The organism is Micromonospora sp. NPDC007230 (assembly GCF_042869115.1).
Classification (GTDB): Bacteria; Actinomycetota; Actinomycetes; order Mycobacteriales; family Micromonosporaceae; genus Micromonospora.
Map to the genome: position 1 here is coordinate 34,473 of NZ_JBIAFE010000017.1, position 26,844 is coordinate 61,316.

General features: G+C 73.3%; 22 protein-coding genes. 12 read left to right on the plus strand and 10 right to left on the minus strand.

What is annotated here, in order from left to right; all coding sequences use genetic code 11:
- Nucleotides 1-225: 225 nt before the first annotated feature.
- Entirely contained in the window at nucleotides 226-1,974 is a 1,749-nt protein-coding gene (locus ACFYML_RS22965; RefSeq protein WP_387422604.1) for a glycoside hydrolase family 6 protein, read from the plus strand.
- 114 nt (nucleotides 1,975-2,088) lie between these two features.
- Here the strand turns inward: ACFYML_RS22965 and ACFYML_RS22970 are convergent, their stop codons facing one another.
- The 3 genes from ACFYML_RS22970 to ACFYML_RS22980 form a co-directional block, all read right to left on the minus strand.
- Nucleotides 2,089-2,493, minus strand: a complete 405-nt coding sequence (locus ACFYML_RS22970; RefSeq protein WP_073835962.1) for a hypothetical protein — start codon at nucleotides 2,491-2,493, stop codon at nucleotides 2,089-2,091.
- 67 nt (nucleotides 2,494-2,560) lie between these two features.
- The gene (locus tag ACFYML_RS22975; protein WP_387422605.1) at nucleotides 2,561-3,505 is read right to left on the minus strand and encodes a hypothetical protein; all 945 of its coding nucleotides are present in this window, start codon (nucleotides 3,503-3,505) and stop codon (nucleotides 2,561-2,563) included.
- Nucleotides 3,506-3,518: 13 nt separating this feature from the next.
- Entirely contained in the window at nucleotides 3,519-4,112 is a 594-nt protein-coding gene (locus tag ACFYML_RS22980; protein WP_387422606.1) for a hypothetical protein, read from the minus strand.
- A gap of 406 nt (nucleotides 4,113-4,518) precedes the next feature.
- Here ACFYML_RS22980 and ACFYML_RS22985 point away from each other — a divergent pair, with 406 nt between their 5' ends.
- The 7 genes from ACFYML_RS22985 (at nucleotide 4,519) to ACFYML_RS23015 (ending at nucleotide 13,080) form a co-directional block, all read left to right on the plus strand.
- Nucleotides 4,519-6,924: a nitrate- and nitrite sensing domain-containing protein gene (locus ACFYML_RS22985; RefSeq protein ID WP_387422607.1), complete on the plus strand. Its 2,406-nt coding sequence runs from the start codon at nucleotides 4,519-4,521 to the stop codon at nucleotides 6,922-6,924.
- Nucleotides 6,924-7,343: a roadblock/LC7 domain-containing protein gene (locus ACFYML_RS22990; protein ID WP_073835966.1), complete on the plus strand. Its 420-nt coding sequence runs from the start codon at nucleotides 6,924-6,926 to the stop codon at nucleotides 7,341-7,343. The genes ACFYML_RS22985 and ACFYML_RS22990 overlap by 1 nt, the downstream gene beginning before the upstream one ends.
- Nucleotides 7,333-7,722, plus strand: coding sequence for a DUF742 domain-containing protein (locus tag ACFYML_RS22995; RefSeq protein WP_387422608.1), 390 nt, complete (start codon nucleotides 7,333-7,335; stop codon nucleotides 7,720-7,722). Before ACFYML_RS22990 ends, ACFYML_RS22995 begins: the two co-directional genes overlap by 11 nt.
- Complete coding sequence (locus ACFYML_RS23000) at nucleotides 7,703-8,305, plus strand: ATP/GTP-binding protein (RefSeq protein WP_387422609.1); 603 nt, start codon at nucleotides 7,703-7,705, stop codon at nucleotides 8,303-8,305. The genes ACFYML_RS22995 and ACFYML_RS23000 overlap by 20 nt, the downstream gene beginning before the upstream one ends.
- A gap of 128 nt (nucleotides 8,306-8,433) precedes the next feature.
- Nucleotides 8,434-9,468: a lactonase family protein gene (locus tag ACFYML_RS23005; RefSeq protein ID WP_387422610.1), complete on the plus strand. Its 1,035-nt coding sequence runs from the start codon at nucleotides 8,434-8,436 to the stop codon at nucleotides 9,466-9,468.
- A 178-nt stretch (nucleotides 9,469-9,646) separates the two neighbouring features.
- Nucleotides 9,647-11,395 (plus strand): VWA domain-containing protein, encoded by a 1,749-nt coding sequence (locus ACFYML_RS23010; protein WP_387422611.1) that lies wholly within the window; start codon nucleotides 9,647-9,649, stop codon nucleotides 11,393-11,395.
- Nucleotides 11,396-11,598: 203 nt separating this feature from the next.
- Complete coding sequence (locus ACFYML_RS23015) at nucleotides 11,599-13,080, plus strand: sugar transferase (protein WP_387422612.1); 1,482 nt, start codon at nucleotides 11,599-11,601, stop codon at nucleotides 13,078-13,080.
- 39 nt (nucleotides 13,081-13,119) lie between these two features.
- Here the strand turns inward: ACFYML_RS23015 and ACFYML_RS23020 are convergent, their stop codons facing one another.
- Nucleotides 13,120-14,250 (minus strand): PP2C family protein-serine/threonine phosphatase, encoded by a 1,131-nt coding sequence (locus ACFYML_RS23020; RefSeq protein WP_387422613.1) that lies wholly within the window; start codon nucleotides 14,248-14,250, stop codon nucleotides 13,120-13,122.
- A 95-nt stretch (nucleotides 14,251-14,345) separates the two neighbouring features.
- Between ACFYML_RS23020 and ACFYML_RS23025 the strand changes: the two genes are divergently transcribed.
- Nucleotides 14,346-14,876 (plus strand): MarR family winged helix-turn-helix transcriptional regulator, encoded by a 531-nt coding sequence (locus ACFYML_RS23025; RefSeq protein WP_387422614.1) that lies wholly within the window; start codon nucleotides 14,346-14,348, stop codon nucleotides 14,874-14,876.
- A 9-nt stretch (nucleotides 14,877-14,885) separates the two neighbouring features.
- Here the strand turns inward: ACFYML_RS23025 and ACFYML_RS23030 are convergent, their stop codons facing one another.
- Nucleotides 14,886-16,145 (minus strand): ROK family protein, encoded by a 1,260-nt coding sequence (locus ACFYML_RS23030; RefSeq protein WP_387422615.1) that lies wholly within the window; start codon nucleotides 16,143-16,145, stop codon nucleotides 14,886-14,888.
- Between the two features lie 49 nt (nucleotides 16,146-16,194).
- Here ACFYML_RS23030 and xylA point away from each other — a divergent pair, with 49 nt between their 5' ends.
- Genes xylA through ACFYML_RS23045 form a run of 3 tightly spaced genes read left to right on the plus strand, consistent with a single transcriptional unit; the run spans nucleotide 16,195 to nucleotide 20,282 of the window.
- Nucleotides 16,195-17,382: a xylose isomerase gene (gene xylA / locus ACFYML_RS23035; RefSeq protein ID WP_387422616.1), complete on the plus strand. Its 1,188-nt coding sequence runs from the start codon at nucleotides 16,195-16,197 to the stop codon at nucleotides 17,380-17,382.
- Between the two features lie 11 nt (nucleotides 17,383-17,393).
- Nucleotides 17,394-18,845, plus strand: coding sequence for a xylulokinase (xylB, locus tag ACFYML_RS23040; protein WP_387422617.1), 1,452 nt, complete (start codon nucleotides 17,394-17,396; stop codon nucleotides 18,843-18,845).
- Between the two features lie 24 nt (nucleotides 18,846-18,869).
- Entirely contained in the window at nucleotides 18,870-20,282 is a 1,413-nt protein-coding gene (locus ACFYML_RS23045; RefSeq protein ID WP_387422618.1) for an MFS transporter, read from the plus strand.
- Between the two features lie 82 nt (nucleotides 20,283-20,364).
- Here ACFYML_RS23045 and ACFYML_RS23050 read toward each other — a convergent pair whose 3' ends face one another.
- The 5 genes from ACFYML_RS23050 to ACFYML_RS23070 all read right to left on the minus strand — a co-directional run bounded on the left by ACFYML_RS23050 (nucleotide 20,365) and on the right by ACFYML_RS23070 (nucleotide 26,686).
- Nucleotides 20,365-22,020 (minus strand): glycoside hydrolase family 13 protein, encoded by a 1,656-nt coding sequence (locus tag ACFYML_RS23050; RefSeq protein ID WP_387422698.1) that lies wholly within the window; start codon nucleotides 22,018-22,020, stop codon nucleotides 20,365-20,367.
- An 83-nt stretch (nucleotides 22,021-22,103) separates the two neighbouring features.
- Complete coding sequence (locus tag ACFYML_RS23055; RefSeq protein ID WP_387422619.1) at nucleotides 22,104-23,177, minus strand: LacI family DNA-binding transcriptional regulator; 1,074 nt, start codon at nucleotides 23,175-23,177, stop codon at nucleotides 22,104-22,106.
- 75 nt (nucleotides 23,178-23,252) lie between these two features.
- Entirely contained in the window at nucleotides 23,253-24,218 is a 966-nt protein-coding gene (locus ACFYML_RS23060) for a carbohydrate ABC transporter permease (protein WP_387422620.1), read from the minus strand.
- Between the two features lies 1 nt (nucleotide 24,219).
- Nucleotides 24,220-25,269, minus strand: a complete 1,050-nt coding sequence (locus ACFYML_RS23065) for a carbohydrate ABC transporter permease (RefSeq protein ID WP_387422622.1) — start codon at nucleotides 25,267-25,269, stop codon at nucleotides 24,220-24,222.
- A 70-nt stretch (nucleotides 25,270-25,339) separates the two neighbouring features.
- Nucleotides 25,340-26,686, minus strand: a complete 1,347-nt coding sequence (locus tag ACFYML_RS23070; RefSeq protein WP_387422623.1) for an ABC transporter substrate-binding protein — start codon at nucleotides 26,684-26,686, stop codon at nucleotides 25,340-25,342.
- Between the last annotated feature and the right edge of the window lie 158 nt (nucleotides 26,687-26,844).

Below are 26,844 nucleotides of genomic sequence, written 5' to 3' on the forward strand. Positions count from 1 at the left end.
TGGGGGAGCCACACCGCGAGTCCAGACGTCGAGGGCACCCGGGTCGATCGGGCGGCGTCCGACTCCTCGGCCGGCGGGTGCCGGCCGGTCGATCACCACCATCGCCCGTCCGGGTCGGGCATCCCCGAAGACACCCGTGGCGCCGACGGCCGTCCCAGCCGGACGTCCCGAGGGCCATTCGCCGGGCCGTACGCGGATCCGGCCTCGCCCAAGGAGATCAGTGGCATGAATCTGTGGAGAAGGCTGTCCGGCCGGAGTCGGGCACTCGCACTGACCGGTGCGGGCGTCCTGGTCGCCGGCGGGCTGGTGACCCTCCCGGTCACCGCGGCGCAGGCCGCGACCCAGTGCGGTGTGGACTACACCACCAACGACTGGCCGGGTGGCTTCACTGCCACCGTGACCATCAAGAACCTCGGTGACCCGCTCAGCGCCTGGACGCTTGGTTTCACCTTCCCGAACAGTTCGCAGTCGGTCGTCAACGGCTGGTCAGCGCGATGGTCGCAAAGCGGTCAGAACGTCACCGCGCAGAACGAATCGTACAACGGCTCGCTGGCCACCGGCGCCAGTACCACCATCGGGTTCAACGGCGCCTGGAGCGGCGCCAACCCGAAGCCCTCCCAGTTCACCCTGAACGGCACGGTCTGCACCGGCGGCACGCCGCCCACCACCACCCCGCCGCCGTCCAGCCCGCCGCCCTCGAGCCCGCCGCCGTCCAGCCCGCCGCCGGGGCAGAAGGTGGACAACCCGTACGTCGGGGCCAAGGGCTACGTGAACCCGGACTGGAAGGCCAAGGCGGACGCCGAGCCGGGCGGCAGCCGGGTCTCGAACAACCCGACGGGCGTGTGGATGGACCGGATCGCCGCCATCAACGGCACCCCGGGGGCCCGGGGCATGCGCGCCCACCTCGACGAGGCGCTGCGGCAGGGCGCCGGCTACATCCAGTTCGTGATCTACAACCTGCCCGGCCGGGACTGCGCCGCGCTGGCCTCCAACGGTGAGCTCGGCCCGAACGATCTGCCCCGGTACAAGGCCGAGTACATCGACCCGATCGCGGCGATCCAGGCCGACCCGAAGTACGCCAACCTGCGGATCATCAACATCATCGAGATCGACTCGCTGCCCAACCTGGTGACCAACACCTCCGGGCAGGCGGGCGGCACCGCGATGTGCGACACCGTCAAGGCCAACGGCGCGTACGTGAACGGCGTCGGCTACGCCCTGGCCAAGCTGGGCGCGATCGGCAACGTCTACAACTACATCGACGCCGCGCACCACGGCTGGATCGGCTGGGACAGCAACTTCGGCCCGACCGCGGACATGCTGAAGAGCGCGGCCGTCGCCTCCGGCAGCACGGTACGCAACGTGCACGGCTTCATCGTCAACACGGCGAACTACTCGGCCCTGCGCGAGCCGTACGTCAAGATCACTGACTCGGTGAACGGCACGTCCGTCCGCCAGTCCAAGTGGATCGACTGGAACCAGTACGTCGATGAGCTGTCGTTCGCCCAGGCGTTTCGGCAGAAGCTGGTCTCCGTGGGCTTCGACAGCGGCATCGGCATGCTGATCGACACCTCCCGCAACGGCTGGGGCGGCTCGGCGCGGCCCACCGGGCCGGGCGCGACGACGAACGTCGACACCTATGTCAACGGTGGCCGCATCGACCGCCGGATCCACGCCGGCAACTGGTGCAACCAGGCCGGCGCGGGCCTCGGCGAGCGGCCGAAGGCCGCGCCCGAGGCGGGCATCGACGCCTACGTCTGGATCAAGCCCCCGGGCGAGTCGGACGGTTCCAGCAGCGCCATCCCGAACGACGAGGGCAAGGGCTTCGACCGGATGTGCGACCCGACGTACACCGGTAACGCCCGCAACGGCAACAACCCGAGCGGCGCCCTGCCCAACGCCCCAGTCTCGGGCCACTGGTTCGCCGCCCAGTTCCAGGAGCTCATGCGCAACGCCTACCCGCCGCTCTCCTGAACCGGCGGCCGGCCGACCCGCCGCAGCGGAGTGAGGCGCCGCCGCGCGGGTTCCCCCGGGCCCCTGGTCGACACTCGGTCGACCAGGGGCCCGGGCCCTCTCGGCGTACGACCGTCAGGGAACCGTCTTCTCGATCGCCGCCCGGCCCAGCTCGGCCAGGTCACGGCGGGCCCGTTCGATGTTCTCCCGGGTGAGATCCTGGCCCCGGGCCAGCACCAGGTCCTCCGGGTCCCACGGCTGCTCGGCGCCCGTCCGGATGTTGCGCCCGGCCCCCTCGGTGCCGGTGCCGGTGGCCCCGGTCCCGGTGCCGGTCGGCCCGGTGCCGGCCGCGTACGGGTCGCCGAGGATGTCCGGTGACCCGGTGTCGGGCACCGCGCCGTCGGGCTCGGTGAAGGTCGGGTTGTCCCGGTCGGCGCCGCCGCCGCTGCGCAGCTGCGGCACCGTGCTGTCGTCGTCCACCGCCGCGGCCACCTCGGGGGTCTCCTCCAGCGGCCGCTCGCCGCGGTCACGATCCGTCATGCTGCTGCCCTCCTGTCCCGTTCCGTGATCCCCCTGGCGTACCCCGCGGGGGCCGGGCCATGCCGCCTCAGCGCCCGAGGACCCGGTCCAGGAAGTCCCGGTAGTCGCGGACGGCCACCCGGAGCTGCTCGGTGTCGGTCGAGCCGGACGCCTGCCAGCCGCCGAGCCGGGCCTTCTGCTCGCGCAGCGCGGCCGACAGCGCCTCGATCGCCTCCTCGACCAGCGACTGCGCCGCGCCGACCGCGGCCTGCGGGTCGTCCACGAAGCGGAGCTGGACGTCCCGCCAGCGGTCCCGGAAACCCTGCGCGATGTCCGGGGCGAAGAGCGTGGCGGCGTCCGACGGCACGGCGCCGGGGGTCGGCCGGGCCGCCCCGGCCAGGGCCGCGCCGGCCGCGGCGGTGCTGGTGTCCGGGTCGACCATGGCCGGCTCGGCGCTGCCGTAGCCGGTCGCACCGGCCGCCGGCGCGTCGTCCCGCGGCCCGGCGGAGCGCCCGGCCGCGCGCTCGGGGCTGTGCAGCCGGTCGCCGGCCGTCGGGTCGGCCCGCTCGTCGTCGAACGCGTCGGTCCGCCCCGGCGCCCCGTCGCCCGGCTGGGCGGTGTCCTCGCCGCGCGGATCCCGCTCGTCCTCGGGCCGCCCGCTGGCCATCGCCGAGGCGGCCACCGCGTCGCCCACCGAGGTCGCGCCGAACACCGAGGGCAGCGGCGCCGGATCGTGGTACTCCGGCCGTTCGTCGACGTCGGCGGCCTCGGCGTCCCGGATGTCCCGTGCGTCGTACGCCCGGGTCTGGTCCGGCTCCGCGTCCCGCCGGTCGTCGGCGCGCTCGCCGGCCATCCCCGGCTCGTCGAAGGTGCCCCGGTCGTCCAGCGCGTCCTCGGGTACGTCGACCCGGGCGGACCGGTCGGGCCGGGGTCCGTCGCCATCGGCGGGCGCGCCGGCCGGCGGGACCGGCACCGGCGTGGACCGGACGGTCTCCGGGTGCTCGTGCGTGACCTGCTGCTTCTCCTGGCGCATCGCGGCGGCCTCCTCAGCGGCTCGAGACGTCGTGCTCGTGGTCGGGTTGGCGCTGCTCCGGCGGCTGGTGCCCGACCGGGTCCGCGCCGAGCAGATCGGCGAAGAGCGCCCGGTAGTGCACGAGCGCCTGCCGGAGTTCCTCGGTGCTCGCCTCGCCGCGCTCGTGGCGCAGCCGGATCTCGTGGGCGTCCCGGTAGTGGGCCAGGGTGCGGGCGTGCTCGACGGAGAGCTGGGCGATCTGGTCGTCGAAGTCCCCGGTCGGATACCCACGGTCGGCGATGAGCCGGGTGACCAGTTCGTCGGCGTCGCCGACGGTCTCGCCCGGGGAGTCGACGAAGCGGACCTGGAGGTCCTCCCAGGCGGCGGCGTACCGGGCCCGGGACTCGGGGGCGAGCGGGCTGAGCTGCAGCTCGGCGTGCCGGCGTTCCCGCTCCCGCAGCTCCCGCTCGGCGGCGCCCCGGCTGTCCTGCTCGGCGACGACCCGGTCGTACTCCGGGCCGAACCGCTGCCTGAGGGCGCGCCGGCGGCCGGCGCGTACGGCGACCGCGGCCAGCGCCGCGAGCACCACCAGCACGATGACTGTGACGACTACCTGCGTGGGCGACATGGCTCCTCCTTCGCCCGCTGGTATTCCCTCCGCGCACTGATCGCCAATCCCGGTCCGGGGCACTTTTCCTGGGATTTCCCGACCGAAACCTCGCGGGACCTGGGTGCGACCGACAGGTCGTACGTACCGCTGAAACTTGAGTCATTCCAGAAGGCGCTGCGAGGTGGCGTGGGTGCGGAGCGCCGCTGCGACCGGTGCCCCGCCGGTCCCTTCCGGCGGGGCGCCCACTCCGTTGGTGTCCACAACGGAACATCCCGGACGGTAGCGACGAGCGAGACGGCCGGTAGTGCATCGGCCCGGGATTACGTATCCTGCCCAAGGCGCCCGGGCTGGGCTCGGCGTCACGGTCGGAGACCTTCCGGCCGGTGCCGGCGCCACCCCTGCGACACCTTCCGGGCGAGGTCTGATGAACACCCGTGACTGGCCGATCCGCGCCAAGCTGACCGCGCTGGTCGTCGGTCCGGTGACCGCGCTGCTGGCGCTCTGGATCTTCGCCACCACGCTGACCTTCGGACCCGCCCTCGACCTGCTCGCGGCGCGTACCTTCCTCTATGACCTGGGCCGGCCGGGTGAGGCCGTGGTCGCCGAACTGCAACAGGAACGGCGGATCTCGGTCGTCCAGCTCGCCGGCGACAGCACCCTGCCGGCGCTGACCGAGCAGCGGACCCGCACCGACCGGGCGATCGCCGAGCTGCGCCGCCGGGTCGACGGGAAGGAGCTGCGCGACGCCGCCGACGAGCTGCTCGACGCCCGGCTGGATCAGCTGGTCTCCGCGCTCGATGCGCTGCCCGCCGGCCGGGGCTTCATCGACGGCCGGAAGGTGGACCGGGCCGGGGCGATCGGCCTCTACAGCGGGATGATCAGCTCCGCCTTCCAGGCGTTCTCCGCGATGGCCGCCTTCCCCGACAACCAACTCAACCGGGAGGCGCTGGCGCTCACCGCGCTGGGCCGGTCCCGGGAGCTGCTCGGCCAGGCGGACGCGCTGCTCGCCGGCGCGGTCACCGCCGGCGGGTACGCCGACGGCGAGCACGAACAGCTCGTCCGCACCATCGACAACCAGCGCTTCCTGGCCGAGACGGCGGTGGCCGACCTGCCGCCGGGGGAGCGCACGGCGTACCAGCGGCTCACCGAGGGGGACGCGTTCGTCCGGCTGCACGGCCTCCAGGACACCCTGATCCGCGCCCGCGACCTGCCGGCCCAGTTCGACGTACGCGCCTGGGAGTCCAGCCAGACCGCGGTCTGGCAGGGCCTGCGGGACTTCGAGCTGCGCGGCGCCGACGGGCTGGCCGAACGGTCCGTGCCGATGGCGGTGGGCATCCTGAGCCGGCTCGCCGCCGCCGGGGTGCTCGGCCTGCTCGCCGTGGTGATCTGCGTGCTGGTGGCGCTGCGGGTCGGCCGGTCGCTGGCCGGACGGCTGACCGGGGTGCGCACCGCCGCGCTGGAGATGGCCGAGCACCGGCTGCCGGACGTGGTCGCCCGGCTGCGCCGCGGCGAGCAGGTCGACGTCGCCCGGGAGGCGCCCGAGCTGGACCACGGCGGCGACGAGATCGGCCAGGTGGGGCGGGCCTTCAACGAGGTACGCCGGACCGCCGTGCAGGCCGCCGTCGACGAGGTCACCCTGCGCCGGGGGCTCAACGAGGTGTTCCTCAACATCGCCCGGCGCAGCCAGGGGCTGGTGCACCGGCAGTTGGCGCTGCTGGACCGGCTGGAGCGGCAGACCGAGGACCCGGACGAGCTGGCCGGGCTGTTCCAGGTCGATCACCTCGCCGCCCGGCTCCGGCGGCACGCCGAGGACCTGGTCATCCTCGCCGGCGCGGCCCCGGGCCGGGGCTGGCGGAACCCGGTCGCCGCGGTCGACGTGGTGCGCGGCGCCATTTCCGAGGTGGAGCAGTACGACCGGGTCGACATCGGCGAGGTGCAGCCGGCCGGGGTGCTCGGCCGGGCCGTCGGCGACGTCATCCACCTGCTCGCCGAGTTGGTCGAGAATGCCCTCGCCTTCTCTCCGCCGGGCACCCGGGTCGACGTCACCGGGCGGACGTCACCGGGCGGGTACGCCATCGAGATCACCGACCACGGGCTCGGCATGTCGCCGCAGGCCCTGGCGGACGCCAACCGCAAGCTGTCCCGCTCCCCGGAGTTCGACCCGGCCGACAGCGCCCGGCTGGGTCACTTCGTGGTCGCCCGGCTGGCCGCCCGGCACGGCGTCCGGGTCGAGCTGCGGCCGGCCACCCCGACCGGCAGCACGGCGCTGGTGCTGGTCCCGGCCGATCTGGTCACCGACGAGCCGTCGGTGGGCCCCGGCCCGGACGCCGGGACAGCGGGCGCCGGTGACCGGCGGATGGCCAAGGTGACCCGGCTGTCCACGCTGCCCCGGCCGCGTACCGCCCGGCCCGGCCGGGAACGCCCCGACTCGGCCGTGGTGCCGCTCTCCGTCGGCCGTACGTCCTCGGTCGAGGCACCCGCGGACGGCGACGGCCTGCCCCGCCGGGTCCGCCGGCGCGGGCCGGCGACGGGACCCCGGCCGGCCGCCGCGGACACCCCGGCGTACCGCCCGCCGGAGGAGGCCCGGCGCGCCATGTCCGCCCTCCAGGCCGGCACCGCCCGGGGCCGCCGGGACGGGGTGGCCCGCGCCGCCGCCGGCCCCACCGGTACGGCCGCCCGGGGTGTCGTCCGTCCGGCCGGCCAACCCGTCGACTCCGCTGCCCGGCTCCGGGGTGGCCCGTCCACCGACGCGGCCCGGGACGCCGAGCCCTCCCCTCCGGAGCCGGCGCCGGCCCCGGAACCTCCGACCGCGACTGAGAGGGACGCCTAGTGGTGTACACGACGCGGCAGAACGCCGATCTCGACTGGCTGCTCGACGACCTGGTGGAGCGGGTGCCGGCCGCCCGCCAGGCGGTGGTGCTGTCGGCGGACGGGCTCCTGCTCGGCGCCTCGGCCGAGCTGAGCCGTACCGACGCGGAGCACCTCGCCGCCATCGCCTCCGGCTTCTCCAGCCTGGCCAAGGGGACCACCCGGCACCTGGCCGGCGGCGCGGTCCGGCAGACCGTGGTGGAGATGGAGTCCGCGTACCTGTTCGTCACCGCGGCCGGGCCGGGCGGCTGCCTGGCGGTGGTGAGCGACGCCGACGCCGACATCGGCCTGGTGGCGTACGAGATGGCGATGCTGGTCATCCGGGTCGGCGAGAACCTGAGCGTCCCGGCCCGTACGGCGGGTGCCGTCGATGCGGACTGAGTCACCGGGGCCGCAGCACGAGTGGCTGGACGACGCCGCGGGTCCGGTCGTCCGTCCGTACACCCTGACCGGCGGCCGGGTGCGGCCGCCCGGAGCCGGCTTCGACCTGGTGGCCTTCGTGCTGGCCCCGCCGGCGGCCGACCCGGCCGGCCTGCCGGGCCTGCAGCCGGAGCACCGGCGCCTGGTCGAGCTGGCCCGGCGACCGGTGGCCGTGGCCGACCTCGCCGCGGACCTGGACCTCGCCGTCGGCGTGGTCCGGGTGCTGCTCGGCGATCTCCTCGACCGTGGGCTCGTGGCGGTGCACCAGCCGCCGACCGCCGCCCACCTGCCCGACGACAACATCCTCAAGGCGGTGGTCAGTGGACTTCGTGCGCTCTGAACCGGGGACGGCCGCGCCGCGGGTTCCGCTGGCCCTGAAGATCCTCATCGCCGGCGGCTTCGGCGCCGGCAAGACCACGCTGGTGAGCGCGCTGAGCGAGGTCCGGCCGCTGCAGACCGAGGAGGTCCTGACCGGCGCCGGCGTGGGCACCGACGACGTCTCCGGGGTGGAGGAGAAGTCCACCACCACGGTGGCCATGGACTTCGGCCGGATCACCATCACCGACGATCTCCAGGTCTATCTCTTCGGCACCCCGGGCCAGGACCGCTTCTGGTTCCTCTGGGACGAGTTGGCCTTCGGCGCCCTCGGCGCGGTGGTGCTCGCCGACACCCGCCGGCTGGCCGACTGCTTCCCCTCGATCGACTACTTCGAGCAGCGCGGCATCCCGTTCGTGGTGGGGGTGAACTGCTTCGACGGGGCCCGGCGGTTCAGCCTGGAGGCGGTACGCGACGCGCTGGACCTGGACCCGGACGTGCCGCTGGTGCTCTGCGACGTCCGGGAGCGGCAGTCCGGGAAGCTGGTGCTGATCTCGCTGGTCGAGCACGTCGCCCGGCAGCGGGGCGAGCCGGTGCCGGTGGGCTGACCGGGTCGCGACGGGTCGCGGGCGTGCGGCCGAGCGCCGAAACTGGTTCCGGGAAGACGGCCAACGGCCCGGCCGACCCGGAGGGCCTCTGGTTGGATCGACGGAGGAATCGGCGGAAGGTGGGATCGGTGACCGCGCAGCACGCGATCGTCCACGTCGGTGGTTACACGGCGGAGATGGGCGGCCGGGCCGAGGGCATCGTCGCGGTCCGGCGGGATCCCGTGTCGGGGGAGCTGACCCCGCTCGGCACGGTGGCGGTGACCTCGTCGCCGTCGTTCCTCGTCCGGCACCCGGCCCGGCCCGTGCTGTACGCGGTCAACGAGCTGTCCGAGGGTCAGATCAGCGCGTTCCGGGTCGCCCCGGACGGCGATCTCGCCCTGCTCGGCGTCCGCCCGACCGGCGGGGCCGAGCCCTGCCACGTGGCGGTCGCCCCGGACGGCCGGCACCTCTTCGTGGCCAACTACGGCGGCGGCAGTGTGGCGGCGTTCCCGCTCGACCTGGACGGCGTACCGGGGGAGCGCTCCGATCTGGTCCGGCACGAGGGGCACGGCGCCGACCCGCAGCGGCAGGAGGCGGCGCACTGCCACATGGTCTCGCCCGATCCGGGCGGTGGGCCGCTGCTCGCCGTCGACCTGGGCACCGACTCGGTCTACCGGTACGACCTCGACGCCGCCTCCGGTCGGCTGGTGCCGCGCGCTCCGCGGCTGCGTACGCCGGCCGGCAGCGGCCCCCGGCACCTGGCCCGGCACCCGGACGGGCGGCGCTGCTGGCTGGTCGGCGAGCTGGACGGGACGGTCACCGCGTATGACCTGACGGCCGACGGGCTGCACCAGCGGGTCCGGGTCGACGCGAGCGGGCGGGTCGGGCACGTGCAGCCCTCCGAGGTCGCGGTCGGACCGGACGGCCGGTTCCTCTACGTGGCCAACCGGGGAGTCGGCACGGTGGCCGTCTTCGCGCTGGCCGGTGAGGCGCCGGAGTTGGTGGCCGAGGTCGACACCGGCGGCGAGTGGCCGCGGCACTTCGCCCGGGCGGGCGAGCACCTGTACGTGGCCGACGAGCGGGCCGACATGATCAGGGTCTTCCGGGTGGACCCGGTCACCGGGGTGCCGGAGCCGGTCGGGGAGCCGGTGCCGGTGGCCAGCCCGACCTGCGTCCGGCCGTGACGGAGCGTTGCCGCGCGCAGCGTCCATCATGGACCGGCGTCACCTCTGATGACTGATCAGTCACTCAACGTAGAGGTTTTGCTGGTCAACGGTTTCTGCTGCGTAACTTTCGTCCGAACGGTTGTGGCACTAACCCCACGAGATACGCAAGATGGTCACCGTGTCTGGCCGCCATCGCATGCGTTCGAACCTCCGTGGGGTAGGCGCCGCCGCTGCGGCCACCGCCCTCGTCGCCGTCGTAGCCGGGACCTGGTTCGGCTACCAGCAGCTGGCGGGGCCGTCCTGCTCGGGGCAGATCCAGCTCTCCGTCGCGGCCACCCCGGAGATCGCGCCCGCCGTCAAGGGAGCGGCCGACCAGTGGGTCAAGGACGGCGCGGCGGTCGGCGACACCTGCATCGCGGTGAACGTGACCCCCGCCGAGTCGGTCGAGGTGGCCGCCACGGTGGCCAGCAAGCACGGCGCCACCTTGGCCGGTGTGGGGCAGGCGAGCGGCACCGCGGTGACACCCGACGTCTGGGTGCCGGACTCGTCCACCTGGCTGCTGCGGCTCAAGGCCGGCGGGGCCACCGCCTTTGCCCCGGCGAACGGCGCCTCGATCGCCCGCAGCCCGGTGGTGGTCGCGATGCCCGAACCGGTGGCCACCCGGCTCGGCTGGCCGGACAAGAAGTTCACCTGGACCGACCTGTTGGCGCAGGTCAACAGCAGCAAACCGCTGCACGCCGGCATCGTCGAGCCGACCCAGGACGCGGCTGGTCTGTCCGGCCTGCTCTCGCTGACCGCCGCCGCCAGCTCCGCCGGCGGCACCGGCTCCCCGCAGGCGCGGGAGGCGACGATCGGGGCGTTGCGGGCACTGGCCACCAACAGTTCCCGGCTGCGGCAGGATCTCCTCGCGCGCTTTCCGCGCTCGTCCGAACCGACGGCGGTCGCCAACGGCCTCGGAGCCGCCGCGCTGTCCGAAGAGGACGTGATGGCGTACAACGCCACCAAGCCGCCCATCCCGCTGGCCGCCCTCTACCTGGACCCGCCGCCGGCTCCCCTGGACTATCCGTTCGCGGTGCTGCCCGGTATCGAGCCGGCGAAGGCGTCCGCCGCGAAGGTGCTCTTCGAGGTGCTGACCGCCCGCGGCTTCAAGAGCCGGCTGGCCGCCCAGTCGCTGCGCGCGCCCGACGGCAACTGGAGCGAGGGCTTCAAGGCGCTGCCCGGTGCCCCGAGCCCGGCGGGCGGGAACACCGCCGCGCCGGCCGGTCAGGGCGCCGCGGGCGGGCTCGACCCGACGGCCATCCAGAAGGCCACCAGCACCTGGTCGGCGGTCACGCTGTCCGGCCGCATGCTCTGCGTCATCGACGTTTCGGGCTCGATGAAGAAGAAGGTGGAGACCGCCGGTGGCGCCACCCGGGAGCAGGTCACCGTTGCCGCGGCGACCCAGGGCCTGAACCTCTTCGACGACTCCTGGTCGATCGGGCTGTGGACCTTCTCCACCAAGCTGAGGGGGTCGCAGGACTACCGGGAGGTGGTCCCGATCAGGCCGCTGTCGAGCAATCGGGGCGCGATCCAGCGCGGCCTGGCCACGGTCAAGCCGTCGAACGGCGACACCGGCCTCTACGACACCCTGCTGGCGGCCTACAGGACCGTCCAGCAGGACTGGGAGCCCGGGAAGGTCAACTCGATCGTGCTGTTCACCGACGGCAAGAACGAGGACGACAACGGCATCTCCCGGAAGGAGCTGCTGGCCCAGCTTCGCAAGCTCCGCGACGCGGAGCAGCCGGTGCAGGTGATCATCATCGGCATCGGGAGCGAGGTCAGCCAGGCCGAACTCAAGTCGATCACCGACGTGACCGGTGGTGGTGCCTTCGTCACCGCCGACCCGACGAAGATCGGCGAGATCTTCCTGCAGGCGATCGCGCTGCGCCCGCCCGCGCCGCGCTGATCCGCCACTCAGCGGGCCGCCGTACCGGAATCCGGTACGGCGAGCCACTTCCCGGCGCTCCTCGACCGCAAGGCAACTGACGGTAATCCGTCCGAAGCAATCGGTGCCCATGGTTGTCGAGGCAGGATGTCCTGGTGCTCCGAGCCGGCCCGCCAGAGCCGTCACGCGGTACGGGATGGTCCTGAGCGAAGTGGGGAGGGCGGGTGATCTCGGCGACGCTGCTGACCCCTGCCAGGACATCGTCGCGACCGGGCGGCGACCGTCCCGGCCCGACGCGGGCCGCGGAACGGGCCTACATCGGAGTCCTGGTGGTGCTGGACACCACCGTGCTGGCGGCGGCCACCCTGATCGGATACCTGGCCCGCTTCGGCGACGAGCAGCCGGTCGGATCGGAGATTCCGTACGTGGTGGTGGCGCCCGCCCTGCTGCTGGTCTGGCTGATCTCGCTCAAGGCGATGCGCTGCTACGACGACCGGGTGCTCGGCTACGGCGCCGACGAGTATCGACGGGTCAGTTCGGCGAGCCTGCGGTTGGCCGGCGGCATCGCGATCGCGGGGTACATCGCCGACGTCGGCGTGTCCCGGGGCTTTCTGGCCATCTCCTTCGCGGTCGGCACGATCGGCCTGGAGGTGGCCAGGTACGGTGCGCGCAAGCGGTTGCACCGGGCCCGTGACCGGGGCGCCGGCTGGTCCCGCAAGGTCCTCGTGGTGGGCGACACCGCGCACGTGCTGGAGCTCGTGCACACCCTGCGCCGCGAGCCGTACGCCGGCTACCAGGTGGTCGGCGCCTGCATCCCGGACGCGCTGCTCGCCCCGGTGCCGCAGCGGCTGGGCGACGTGCCGGTGGTCGGCTCGTTCCGGGACATCCCCGAGGCGGCCACCGCCATCGGCGCGGACACCGTGGCCGTCACCGCCTCCGGTTCGCTCACCGCCACCCGGCTGCGCCGGCTCGGCTGGCAGCTCGAGGGGACCGGGGTCGACCTGGTCGTCGCCCCCGCGCTGACCGACGTCGCCGGCCCGCGCATCCACACCCGTCCGGTCGCCGGCCTGCCGCTGATCCACGTCGAGGCGCCCGAGTTCCGGGGCGCCCGGAAGCTGGTCAAGGGACTGGTCGACCGCTCGCTGTCACTGCTGGCGTTGCTCCTGCTGCTGCCGGTGCTGGCGGTGATCGCGCTCGCCATCAAGCTGGACAGCCGGGGGCCGGTGCTGTTCCGCCAGGTCCGGGTCGGCCAGGGCGGCGAGGAGTTCGGCGTCTTCAAGTTCCGCACCATGGTCGTCAACGCCGACGCCCTGCTGGCCGAGTTGGCCGCACGCAACGAGACCGACGGCCTGATGTTCAAGATGCGCGACGACCCGCGGGTGACCCGGACCGGCCGGCTGCTGCGCAAGTGGTCCCTGGACGAGCTGCCCCAGCTGGCGAATGTGCTGCTCGGCCAGATGAGCCTGGTCGGGCCCCGCCCGCCACTCCCCTCCGAGGTGGCCCGGTATGACGGTGACCTGGCCCGCCGCCTGCTGGTCAAGCCCGGCATGACCGGCCTCTGGCAGGTCAGTGGCCGGTCCGACCTGAGCTGGGAGGACGGCATCCGGCTCGATCTCTACTACGTGGAGAACTGGTCGCTCGCCGCCGACCTGACCATCCTCTGGAAGACCTTCGGCGCGGTGATCCACCGCCGCGGCGCGTACTGACCCCGCCCCCGGTGCAGCCCGCCGAGGCGGGATCCCGGGTCAGGGCTGCGGGCCGAGCCAGTCGAGACAGACCGCCACCGCGTCGTCGATCAGGTCGCCGGCGACGAAGGCCCGCAGATCGCCGATCAGCGACCGGACCGCGTCCAGCGGCTCCATCGGCCCGGTACGCCGAAGGAAGCGGTCCAGCGCGGTCTCGCCGTAGCGGATCTGCCGGGCGGTGGCGTCGACCACCCCGTCGCTGACCACGAAGAGTCGGTCCCCGCGCCGGAGCTGGAACTGCTGCGCCCGGTAGTCCGTGGCCTCGAACATGCCGAGCGGGAACTGCTTCTCCAGGACCTGCTCGCTGACCTCGCCCTCGCGCAGCAGCAGCAGGCGCGGCGACCCGGCGTCGACCACGGTCATCGCTCCCGACGCCAGGTCCAGCTCCAGCAGGAGCGCGGAGAGGTACTGCTCGCCCCGGTGCAGCGCGTAGATCGCCTGGTCGGCCAGGGCGGCCTGGTCGGCCAGGGTCAGCTCGGCGCGGCGGGCGTTGCGCAGCGCGTGAATGGCCAGCGAGGTGAGCATGGACGCGGCCACCCCCTCACCCGAGCCGTTGATCACCGAGAGCCAGAGCCGTCGACCGTCGTCCGACCAGTCGAAGCTGTCGCCGCGCACCGCGTACGCCGGCTCCAGCTGTCCGGCCAGGCGGAACGACGGCCGGATCCGGCTGCGACCGGGCAGCAGTTCCCACTGCATCTCGGCGGCCAGGGTCAGCCTGCGGTCCCGCCGGGCGGTGACGTAGACGTCGGTGCTGGCGGTCACGGCGGCCAGCTCGTGCCCGAGCGCGGTGGCCATCGCGTCCAGCTCCCGGAGGGCGGCCGGGCCGGCCGGCAGCGGCGACAGCCGGAGCACGCCGCGCCGCTCGCCGCGCATGCCGACCGGGAACCAGCCGGTGCCTTCCGACACCACCGGCTCCTGGTGGTCGAAGCAGCGCCAGGCCGGATGGCCCGGGCTGGTGATCGGCTCGCCGTCGCCGAGCGGCAGCAGCACCGCGAGCCGGTAGTCGACCTGGTAGAGCTCGGTGCGGGTGATCCCGTAGGCCCGCGCGAGCTCGGTGGCGAGCCGGTCGATCAGCAGGTCGGCCGGGGCCTCACCGAGAGCCCGGCGCACCCGATCCTCCGGTCCGCTCATCTTTGCTCCTTTGCACAGGTCGGCCGCCTGGTACGGCGGGTAGTCTCGGGCGCACCATGGCCGAAGAACGCGGTCCTTACGGACCTGAAGCGAGTATGGCCGCCGCCCTGGACGAGGCGGCGGGCACCCTGCTGGCTGTCTGGGAGGCGGCCCGGGAGCGCACCACGAGTCGACTCTCCGGTGCCCAGTTACGCGCGGTCATGGTCGTCGAGCAGTACGACGGGATCAACCTTCGCCGCCTCGCCACGCTGACCGACATGCTGCTCTCCTCGGCGAGCCGGCTCTGCGACCGGCTGGTGGCGGCCGGGATGCTGGAGCGGGAGCCGGGCCGGTTCGACCGACGGGAGATCGCCCTGCACCTCACCCCGGCGGCGACCCGGCTTCTCGCCGAGCTGCGGGCCGACCGGCGGCACCGGCTGGAGCAGATCCTCGCCGGGATGACCGCCGAGGGCCGCGCGGCGTTGCTGCGCGGGATGCAGGAGTTCGACACGGTCGCCCGGCGTGCTGAGGCCGGCGCCCCGGAGGGGTGGCCGGTGCTGCAGCCCTCCGGCGAGCGGACCGGCGACCCGCTGGCCGAGCCGGGGGAGCCGTCCACCGGCGAGCCGCCGGTGGCGCGTACCGCCTGAAGGCCGGGGTCAGCCGGAACGGGCCAGCCAACCGACCGGGCGGTCGATGATCCGGCGGGCCACCGAGGCGGCCCCGCCGACCGCCGCGGACTGCGCGCCGAGCGCGGCCGGGCGCACCGTGACCGGTGACCATGCCGCGGTGAGCACCCGCCGGGAGATCTCGGCGACCACCGGCGGCGCGAGCCAGGAGGCGAGCGGGGCGTATCCGCCGCCGAGCACCACGGTGTCCAGGTCCAGCAGGTTCACCACGCCGGCCACGGCCACGCCGAGGGCTGTCCCGGCGTCGGCCAGGGCGGCCAGGGTGGCCGGATCGCCGGCCGCCGCGAGGTCCGCCAGCCGGGTCGCGGCGGTGTCGGCGGGCAACTCGCCGCCGGACAGCCCGGCGGCGGCCAGGATGGCCTCCTGGCCCGCGTACCGCTCCAGGCAGCCGCGGCCGCCGCAGCGGCAGGGCCGCCCCTCCGGGTGCACCGGGATGTGGCCCAGCTCGCCGCTCCAGCCGCGCGCGCCCCGGTACAGCACCCCGTCGAGCACGATCCCGGCACCGATGCCGATCTCACCGGAGATGTGCAGGAAGCTGGCCGACCCGGGCGGGCCGGCGTGCAACTCGCCGAGGGCGGCGAGGTTGGCCTCGTTGTCGACGACCAGCGGCGGGATCCCGTCGACCGGCTCGGCGAGCGGGTGCCCGGCGAGCAGCCCGGGGACGTCCACGTCCCGCCAGCCGAGGTTGGGCGCGAGCCGGACCAGGCCACCGTCGCCGACCAGGCCCGGCACGGCGAGCGTCGCGCCGGCCAGGGTCAGCCCGTCGCGTACGGCCGTGGCGCGGGCCTCGGCGGCGAGCGCGGCGAGCCGGTCCAGGGCGTCGGCGGGGGAGACCGGTCGCAGGTCGGCGCGGCGCACCACGTGGTGGCGTACCGCGCCGGTCAGGTCGACCACGCAGGCGGCCAGGTAGTCGACGTTGACCTCCAGCCCGAGCCCGGCCGGGCCGTCGGCGGCCAGCACCAGGCCGCGGGCCGGCCGCCCGGCCCCGGTACGTGGCGCGGGCTCCGCCTCGGCGACCAGCCGACCGGCGATCAGGTCGTCGACGACGGCGGAGACGGTGGCCCGGGTCAGCCCGGTCCCGGCGGCGATCTCGGCCCGGGAGGGGGGCCGCTCGGCGGCAGCGATCCGCCGGAGCACCACCGCCAGGTTGAGCTCGCGGAGGCTGCCCTGCCGGACCGCCCCGGCGGTGCTGGCGCTGGTCACCCCTTGACACTGCCACATAGTGGCCATTTAATTCAACCACTGAACAAATTGCGGACGACACCACCGGAGGTCTGCCATGGCACCCCGTCCCACCCCTGCCGACAAGTTCTCCTTCGGTCTCTGGACGGTCGGCTGGCAGGCCCGTGACCCGTTCGGCGACGCCACCCGGCCGGCCCTGGACGCGGTCGAGGCGGTGCACAAGCTCGCCGAGCTCGGGGCGTACGGGATCACCTTCCACGACGACGACCTGGTCCCCTTCGGGGCGGACGCGGCCACCCGGGACGCCCACCTGACCCGGTTCCGCAAGGCCCTCGACGAGACCGGCCTGGTGGTGCCGATGGTCACCACCAACCTCTTCACCCACCCGGTCTTCAAGGACGGCGGCTTCACCAGCAACGACCGCGACGTCCGCCGCTACGCGCTGCGCAAGGTGCTGCGCAACGTCGACCTCGCCGCCGAGCTGGGCGCCCGCACCTTCGTCATGTGGGGCGGCCGCGAGGGCGCCGAGTACGACCTGGCCAAGGACGTCCGCGCCGCGCTGGACCGCTACCGGGAGGCCGTCGACCTGCTCTGCCAGTACGTCGTCGACCAGGGCTACGACCTGCGTTTCGCGATCGAGCCCAAGCCGAACGAGCCGCGCGGCGACATCCTGCTCCCCACCGTCGGGCACGCGCTCGCGTTCATCTCCACCCTGGCCCGCCCCGAGTTGGTCGGCCTCAACCCCGAGGTCGGCCACGAGCAGATGGCCGGGCTCAACTACGCCCACGGCATCGCCCAGGCGCTCTGGCAGGGCAAGCTTTTCCACCTCGACCTCAACGGCCAGCGGGGCATCAAGTACGACCAGGACCTGGTCTTCGGCCACGGCGACCTGCTCAACGCGTTCGCCCTGGTGGACCTGCTGGAGCACGGCGGCCCGAACGGCGGTCCCGCGTACGACGGGCCGCGGCACTTCGACTACAAGCCCTCGCGTACCGAGGACATGACCGGGGTGTGGGCGTCGGCGGAGGCGAACATGCGCACGTACCTCCTGCTCAAGGAGCGGGCGGCGGCGTTCCGGGCCGCCCCGGAGGTGGCCGAGGCGCTGGCCGCCAGCAAGGTCGGCGACCTGGCGACGCCGACGTTGGCCCCGGGGGAGAGCTACGCCGACCTGCTCGCCGACCGGTCCGCGTTCGAGGAGTTCGACCCGGAGGCGGCCGGGGCGCAGGGCTACGGCTTCGTCCGGCTCAACCAGCTCGCCGTCGAGCACCTGCTCGGCGCGCGCTGAGGCGGGCCGCCATGCCGCTCGTCGCCGGGGTCGACTCGTCCACCCAGTCCTGCAAGGTCGTCGTCCGCGACGCGGAGACCGGCACGCTGATCCGGCAGGGCCGGGCTCCCCACCCGGACGGCACCGAGGTCGACCCGCAGGCGTGGTGGGAGGCCCTGCTGGCGGCCGTCGACGCGGCCGGCGGGCTGGCCGACGTCGCGGCCGTGTCGGTCGCCGGCCAGCAGCACGGCATGGTGTGCCTGGACGAGGCGGGCCAGGTGGTCCGCCCCGCCCTGCTCTGGAATGACACCCGCTCCGCCGGCGCCGCGCAGGACCTGATCGCCGAGGCGGGCGGCGGCGAGGCCGGCCGGCGGTTCTGGGCCGAGGCGACCGGCAGCGTGCCGGTGGCCAGCTTCACCGCCACCAAGCTGCGCTGGCTGGCCCGGCACGAGCCGGCGCACGCCGACCGGGTGGCCGCGGTCTGCCTGCCGCACGACTGGCTCACCTGGCGGCTGGCCGGCGCGCCGGGGCTCGACGCGTTGCGCACCGACCGGGGCGACGCCAGCGGCACCGGCTACTGGTCGCCCCGGACCGGCGCCTACCGTCTCGACCTGCTGGAACGCGCCTTCGGGCGGCAGCTCAGGGTGCCCACGGTGCTCGGTCCGGCGGACCCGGCCGGGCCGCTGGATTCGGCGGCGCTCGCCGGCGGGGGCGGCACCGGTGGCGTCCTGCTCGGCCCCGGCACCGGCGACAACGCCGCCGCGGCGCTCGGGGTCGGGGCCGGCCCGGGCGACGTGGTCGTCTCGATCGGCACCTCCGGCACGGTCTTCGCGGTGGCCGCCGCGGCCGCCGCCGATCCGAGCGGGGCGGTGGCCGGCTTCGCCGACGCCACCGGCCGCTTCCTGCCGCTGGTCTGCACGCTCAACGCGGCCCGGGTGCTCGACGCCGCCGCGACCCTGCTCGGGGTCGGCCTCGACGACCTGAGCGAGCTGGCCCTGGCCGCCCCGCCCGGCGCCGACGGGCTGGTCATGGTGCCCTACCTGGAGGGGGAGCGGACCCCGGACCGGCCCTCCGCCACCGGGTCGCTGCACGGCCTGACCCTGGGCAGCTCGACCCCGGCCCATCTGGCCCGGGCCGCCGTGGAGGGGATGCTCTGCGCCCTCGCCGACGGCTTGGACGCGTTGACCGCGCAGGGTGCCACCGCCCGCCGGGTCAGCCTGGTCGGCGGCGGGGCCCGGTCGGCGGCCGTGCGGCGGATCGCCCCGCAGGTCTTCGGCCGGCCCGTGGTGGTGCCGCCGCCCGGCGAGTACGTCGCCGACGGCGCCGCCCGCCAGGCCGCCTGGGTCGCCCTGGGCGGCGCGGCGCCACCGGCGTGGACGGTCGGCGACACCGAGGAGTACGAGGCGGCGCCGGTACCCGCCGTCCGGGCGCGCTACACCCGGGCCCGGGACCTGGTCGTGGACCGCCCCGACACCGTCCCGTGATCTCCACCTGATTGGCTGCCGGGCATGAGCGGCACCAGGATCCCCCGGCGTGGCAGCGCGGCCCACCGGTTCTACAGCGTGCTCGTGTTCGTGGTGCTCGCCTCGCTGGACAACGTGGCGATCGGCCTGGTCCCGCCGCTGTACGGGCCGATCTCCGGCGCGCTGGGAGTGCCGCAGCGGCTCCTCGGTCTGGTCACCGCGGTGAGCTTCCTGGTCAGCGCGGTCGCCGCGGTCGGCTGGGCGTACGTGGGCGACCGGACCAACCGCAAGCCGCTGCTGATGGTCGGCACGCTGATCTGGGCGGCCGGCACCGGCGGCAGCGCCCTCGCCCAGCACTACCCGACGTTCCTGGTCGCCCAACTCGTCGCCGCGGTCGGGTTGGGTGCCGTCGGCTCGGTCGGCTTCTCGGTGGTCACCGACCTGATCTCCCCCCGCCGCCGGGGCCTGGTGATGAGCTTCTGGGGGCTGTCGCAGGGCGTCGGCACCCTCGCCGGGACGCTCGTCGGCGGCATCCTCGGCGCCACCGACTGGCGACGGCCGTTCCTGCTGCTCACCGTGGTCGGCCTGGCCGCCACCGTCGCCTACCTGTTCACGTACGACATCCGGCGCGGGCAGAGCGAGCCGGAGCTGGCCGCGGTCCTCGACGCCGGCGCCGAGTACGACTACCGGATCAGCCGGGCCGACCTGCCCCGGATCCTGGGCCGGCGGACCAACCGCTGGCTGATCCTGCAGGGACTGACCGCGCAGGCGGCGTTCGGGTCCCTGGTGTGGCTGCCGGTGCTGTTCGCCCAGCGTGCCGAGGCGCAGGGTTATTCGCCCGCCACCGCCGTGGTGGTGGGCAGCGTGTTCGCCACCCTGTTCCAGCTGGGCGGGGTGCTGTCCATCGTGGGTGGCCTGGCCGGCGACGCGCTGCAGCGGCGTACGCCCAGCGGCCGGGCCCTCGTCGCGGCGGTGGGCATCCTCGCGGCCGTGCCGTTCTACCTGGTGCTCTTCCTGGTGCCGATCCGGATCGACGTGCCGAACGGCGGCAGCTCCGGCGCGGTGATCGCCGCGGTGCTGGCCAGCGTGGTCACCGAGCCCACGGTCGGGCTGAGCCTGCTGACCGCGGTGCTGGCGCTCGCGCTCACCTCCGCCAACTCGCCGAACTGGTTCGCGCTGATCGCCGACGTCAACCCGCCCGAGCACCGGGGCACCGTCTACAGCCTGGGCAACCTGGTCAACGGGGTCGGCCGGGCGGCCGGCAACGGGCTGGTCGGGGTGGCCTTCCACGCGCTGCGGGCGGCCTTCCCGCCGCCGCTGAACTACGCGGTCGGCCTGGCTGTGTTCCAGCTCTTCTTCATCCCGACCGGTCTGATGTACTGGCTCGCCGCCCGTACCTCGCCGCGCGACATCGCGCAGGTCCACGACCTCCTGCACACCCGCGCCGGCCGCCTCTGACGTCTCGCGCACCTGCGCTTCGTGGGGCGCGCCGACCGCCGGCCCCGGCAGACGGTGGGACCGGCGGGCGGGCGGATCACCGTCAGGCGCGGTACCAGACCGTGACGTCGGTGGGGACGGCGTTGTCCTCCAGCGGTGCGCTGGCCACCAGCACCTCGGCACCGGCCGGCAGGGGCACCGGCGCCGGGCCGAAGTTGGTCAGCACGGCGAGCCCGGCGTTGGTGAAGGTGAGCACCTCGTCGCCGGAGGAGAGCCAGCGCAGCGCCCCGGCGCCCAGCCCGTGCTCGCGGCGCAGCCGCAGCGCGGTCCGGTACAGCTCGTACGTCGAGCCGGGCACCCCGCGCTGCCGGTCGAGCGCGTACTCGGCCCAGATCGGGGGCTGGGGGAGCCAGCTCGCGTCGGTCGGCCCGAAGCCGTACGACGGGGCGTCGGCCTCCCACGGGATCGGCACCCGGCAGCCGTCCCGGCCCCGCTCGGTGTGCTGGCTACGCTCCCAGGTCGGGTCCTGCCGCACCTCGTCCGGCAGCGTGGTGTGCTCCGGCAGCCCCAGCTCCTCGCCCTGGTAGAGGTACGCGGAGCCGGGCAGGGCCAGCATCAGCAGGGTGGCCGCCCGGGCCCGGCGCAGGCCGAGCGCGGCGTCGGGCTGCGGATCGCCGATGCCGATCCCGTTCGGCCGGGGAATGCCGATCGGCAGGCCCAGCCGGGAGGCGTGCCGGACCACGTCGTGATTGGACAGCACCCAGGTGGTGGGCGCGCCGACCGCGTCGGTGGCCTCCAGCGAGCGGGTGACGACCGCGTACTGGGCCGGGGCGGTCCAGGCGGCGAGCAGGTACTCGAAGTTGAACGCCTGGTGCATCTCGTCGGGCCGGACGTAGCGGGCCAGCCGCTCGGCCGGCTCCACCCAGGCCTCGGCGACCAGGATGCGCTCCCCGCCGCACGAGTCGAGCAGCCGCCGCCAGTCCCGGTAGATCTCGTGCACCCCGTCCTGGTCCCACATCGGCGGGCGGGGCTTGTCCACCTCGGGGCCGGAGAGGATCTCCTGCGGCTCCTGCCAGTCGGCCAGGTCGGCCTGCTTGATCAGGCCGTGCGCCACGTCCACCCGGAAGCCGTCGACACCCCGGTCCAGCCAGAACCGGAGGATGTCCAGGAACTCGGCGCGGACCTCCGGGTTGCCCCAGTTCAGGTCGGGCTGGCCGGGGTCGAAGAGGTGCAGGTACCACTGCCCGTCGGGCACCCGGGTCCACGCCGGACCGCCGAAGACGCTCTGCCAGTCGTTCGGCGGCTCGGCGCCCTGCGGGCCGCGGCCGTCCCGGAAGATGTAGCGCCGCCGCTCCGAGCTGCCCGAACCGGCGGCCAGCGCCTCCTGGAACCAGCGGTGCGCGGACGAGGTGTGGTTGGGCACCAGATCGACGATCACCCGTAGCCCGCGCGACTTCGCCTCGGCGATCATCGTGTCGGCGTCGGCGAGGGTGCCGAAGAGTGGGTCGACGTCCCGGTAGTCGGCCACGTCGTACCCGGCGTCGGCCTGCGGTGACGGGTAGAAGGGGGACAGCCAGACCGCGTCGACCCCCAGCTCGGTCAGGTGACCGAGGCGGGCGGTGATGCCGGGGAGGTCGCCGATCCCGTCGCCGTTCGCGTCGGCGAACGAGCGCGGGTAGATCTGGTAGATGACGGCCTCGGTCCACCAGCCGGTGGCCGGGCCGCCGGCCGGTTCCTGCTGCGTCGCGTCGGTGTTCAGAGCCTTCTCCCCTGTGTCGAGCGGTGGCCGTCCGCCGGCCGGTCGGTCATTCCCGCGGCCGTCACCCGGACGGCCGAATCCGTTCAGTTTGCCCGTGGTGGCGCGGTCGATTCACGCACCACCAGTCGAGTGGGCAGGATCACCGACCGCGTCGGTGGCTCGCCGTCGGCGTCCCCGAGGCGTGGTCGCGGCACCACCCCCAGGTACGGGTCGGCGGCGCGCACCCCCAGCGGGTCGAGCAGCATCCGGGCGGCGAGCAGCCCCTGCTCCGCGGCGGGTTGGGCGACGGTGCTCAACCCGAGCACGCCGGCCAGGTCGTGGTCGTCGATGCCGATCACGCTGACGTCGTGCGGCACCCGCAGCCCGGCGTCGCGTAGTGCCGTCATCGCGCCCATGGCCATCTCGTCGCAGGCGGCGAAGATCGCGGTGGGCGGCTCGCCCCGGGCCAGCAGCTCGGCGGTGGCCCGGATGCCGCCGTCGATGGTGAACTGCGACTCGACGTCCAGGCTCGGGTCGGGCCGGATCCCGGCCGCGCGCAGCGCGTCCTGGTAGCCGCGGCGCCGGTCCAGATGCGTGGTGAAGGCCAACTCGTCGTCCGGATCGCCGGAGATGTGCGCGATCCGGGTGTGGCCGAGGTCGAGCAGGTGCCGGGTGGCGGTCCGTCCGGCGGCCACGTCGTCGATGCGTACCCGGGGCCAGCCGGGCACGCCGCTGCCGGAGCTGATGGTCACCCCCGGCAGGGCCAGCCTGGTCAGCGCGGTCACGTCCGCCGGCCGCAGCGGGGTGGCGACCAGGATGATCGCGTCCATCCGCTTGTCCAGGCTGGCGGTCCGCAGCACCCGCTGCCGGGTCTGCTCGCGGCCACCGAGGTTGTAGAGGAGCAGGTCGTACCCGTTCTGGTGGAGGAAATCCTCGACGGCCTCCACGACCGTCCCGAAGAACCAGCGGGTGATCCGGGGAACCACGACGCCGACCGTGCCGGTCTTCCCGCCGGCCAGCCGGGAGGCGCTCGGCGAGACCGCGTACTGGAGCTGCTCGGCGGCGGCGAGGACCCGGCGCCGCGTCGCGGCCGAGACCGTCGGAAGGCCGCGCAGCGCCCGGGAGACGGTGGCCGTGGAGACCCCGGCCAGGCGGGCGACGTCGTCAATCTTCGTCATCGTTTGTTCCCCCGCTCCAGCTCCGCTCCGCCCCGCGTCCGCCGCCGCCGGGGCCGGCGGCGGCGGAGCAGCGGGTCAGCCCTTGACGCTGCCGGCGAGCAGGCCGCGCACGAAGTAGCGCTGGAGGGACAGGAACACGATCAGCGGTACGACGATCGACACGAACGCGCCGGACGTGAGCCGCTGCCACTCGTTGCCCCGGGTGCCGGCCATCTCGGCGAGCCGGACGGTCAGCGGAGCGGTCTCGTTGCCGCCGCCCGCGAAGATCAGCGCGACCAGCAGGTCGTTCCAGACCCAGAGGAACTGGAAGATGCCGAACGCGGCCAGCGCGGGCGTGATCAGCGGCAGGACGATGGTACGGAAGATCTTCGGGTGGGTGGCCCCGTCGACCCGGGCCGCCTCCATCAAATCCCCGGGCAGCTGCGCGATGAAGTTGTGCAGCAGGAACACCGCGAACGGCAGCGCGAAGCAGGTGTGCGCGAACCACACCTGCGCGAACTTCTGCGCACCGTCGAGTTCCCAGGCCGGCAGCAGGGTGAACCCGCCCAGGCTGACGCCGTTGGAGAAGAAGCTGAGCAGCGGCACCAGGGCCATCTGCAGCGGCACGATCTGCATCGCGAAGATCCCGATGTAGACCCAGTCCCGGCCGCGGAAGTTGATCCACGCCAGCGCGTACGCGGCCAGGGCCGCGAACGCGAGCGGGAACAGCACCGACGGGATGGTGATCGCCAGCGAGTTGAGGAAGTAGCTGGCGAGTTGCCCGGACGACGAGGAGGTGCCGAAGAGCACCTCCTGGTAGTTCTCCAGCGTGAACTGCGGATCGCTGAAGAACGTCCACCAGCCGGTGGTCTTGATCTGGTCCTCTGGCCGGATCGAGGAGATGAACAGGCCAAAGGTCGGCACGGTCCAGAGCAGAGCGATGACGATCGAGACCACGGTGGCGGTCCGGGTGTTCAGCCGATTGCGGACCCGTCGGGCGGTGCCGCGGCGCTCACTTGCCGGCTGGGTGCCGGTGGCGAGCGTGGGCGTGCTGGTGGTCATTTCAGCCCTCCCGCTGCTGACGCAGGTTACGGATCTGGTAGATCACGATCGGGATGACCAGGACGAAGAGGAAGACCGCCAGGGCTGAGCCCCGGCCGTTCTCGCCATACCGGAACGCCTGGTTGTACATCTCGTTCGCGATCACGCTGGTGTCGTAGTTGCCGTTGGTCGCGGTCCGCACGATGTCGAACACCTTGAGCGTGGCGATGGAGAGCGTCACCACGACCACGATCAGCGCCGGCCGGATGCTCGGCATGGTGATCTGCCAGAACATCTGCCACGGGGTGACCCCGTCCAGCCGGGCCGCCTCGACGATGTCCGCCGGGATGGCCTTAATGGCGGCGGAGAGCACCACCATGGCGAAACCGGCCTGGATCCACACCATGATCACGATGAGCAGCAGCGTGTTCAGTGGCGACTCGAGCAGCCACTGCTGCGGTTCGCCGCCGAGGCTGACCACGATCTGGTTGAGCAGGCCGATCTGGTCCTGCTCCTCGCCCCGGTACGCGTAGACGAACTTCCAGATGATGCTGGCGCCGACGAACGAGATCGCCATCGGCATGAAGATCAGTGATTTGGCCAGCGACTCGAACCGAGCGCGGTCGACCATCACCGCGTAGAGCAGGCCGACGGAGGTGGCCACCAACGGCACCAGGATCACCCAGGCCAGTGTGTTGAGCAGCACTCGGACGATGGCGTCCTCGGCGAACATCCACCGATAGTTGGCCAGCCCCATCCAGTTTTGGCTGCCGCCGTCCATGAACGACAGCAGCGTGGTGCGGATCGCCGGGACGACCAGGCCGACGAGGAGCAGCAGCGCCGTCGGCAGCAGGAAGAAGAGCGCGAAGAGCCCCTCGCGCGGCTTCCTCCGGCGGGGCAGCGGCGCACCGCTGGCCGAAGCGGCGACCAGTTGGGCCTCGCGGCGTCGGGCGAACCACGACGGCACCATGTCCAGCAACAGGAGGAGGCCGCCCACCACCGCGACGAAGGCCACCAGCCCCCAGAGCAACATGAAGAGCTTCGGTGACTCGTCCGCGAAGTCGAAGTTCATCAACCCTCCCACGGGTATCGACTGTGCCGGTGGGCCGGCCCGTGGTCACGGGCCGGCCCACCTTCCCAGATCACTTCGGCCAGCTGCCTTCGATGTCCTTCAGCGCCGACGCGGTGTCCTTGCCGTTCACCCAGGCGACCATGCCCTTCCAGAAGGTCCCGGCGCCGACCGCGGCCGGCATCAGGTCGGAACCGTCGAAGCGGAAGACCGCGCTCTTGTCCTGGAGGATCTGAACCGAGAGCTTGTCGATGGGGCTCTCCACGTTGGCGAGGTCCAGCTTGTTGTTCGCCGACGCCCAGGCGCCCAGCTTGGCCCGGCTGTTGGCGTGCTCGCCCGAGGCCAGGAACGTCTGCACCGCCTGTACCTCCGGCCGGTCGCTGAAGGCGACGGTGAACTGCCCGGCGCCGAGCACCGGCTTGCCCTTGGCCGGGTCGATCGCCGGGAAGTAGAAGGCGAAGACGTCCCCGTCCTCGCCCACCTTGGTGCCTTGCGGCCAGTTGTTCGCGTAGAACGACGCCTGCCGGTGCAGCGCGCACTTGCCCTGCAGGATCGGCAGGCCCGCCTCCGAGAACGCGGTGGTGGCGATGCTCTTCACGCCGCCGAAGCCGCCGTTGACGTACTTCTCGTTCTTCAGGATGGTGCCGGCCCGGTCCAGGGCCTCGGCGACCTTCGGGTCGTTGAACGGGATGCCGTGGGTGGTCCACTGGTCGTAGACCTCAGGGGTCTGCGTCCGCAGCATCAGGTCCTCGATCCAGTCGGTGGCCGGCCAGCCGGTGGCCTCACCGGACTCGATGCCGGCGCACCACGGCTTCGTGCCGCTCGCCGCGATCGTGTCGCTCAGCTTGATGAGGTCGTCCCAGGTGGTCGGGACCGCCCAGCCCTTCTCCTTGAACGTCTTCGGCGAGTACCACACGAACGACTTGACGTTCGAGTCCAGCGGCACGCCGTAGAGGGTTCCGTTGACGGTCGCGTACTTCAGCCAGTCGGCCGAGTAGTTCTGCTCGGCCATCGCTTTCGTGTCGCCCGCGAGGGGCTTGAGCTTGCCGGCGTCGGCAAACCGCTTCAGCAGGCCCGGCTGCGGAATCGTCGCCAGATCCGGCGCGTTGCCACCGTCCACCCGCACGGGCAGCTGCGCCTCGAATTCACGGCTGCCCTCGTAATCGATCTTGATGCCGGTGCAGTCGACGAACTGCTTCCAGGACTCCTGCAGCTTGTCGGCCTCGACGTCGGTGTTCGTCGAGTAGATCGAGACCTTCTTGCCCTCGTGGCCCTGGTACTTCTCATAAGCGGCACACTCCGCGGAGCCCGCCTTGCTGCTCTTCTTGTCGCTGCTGCCGGTGCCGCAGGCGGTGACGCCGAGCGCCAGCCCCAGAACGCCGGCGACCGCGAGAGCCTGGCGCGATCTGGCAAACGCCATGCCGATCTCCTTCCTAGCCGGCGCGTGGAGGGATCGAACCCGCGCCGGTCCGATGGTCGTTCCCACATGTAAGCGCTTGCATCTTGTCGGGTCCACCCCCCTGCCGGACACGGCCCGGTAACAATCCCGAAACCCACTTACCGCGTGTGGGCGCGCTC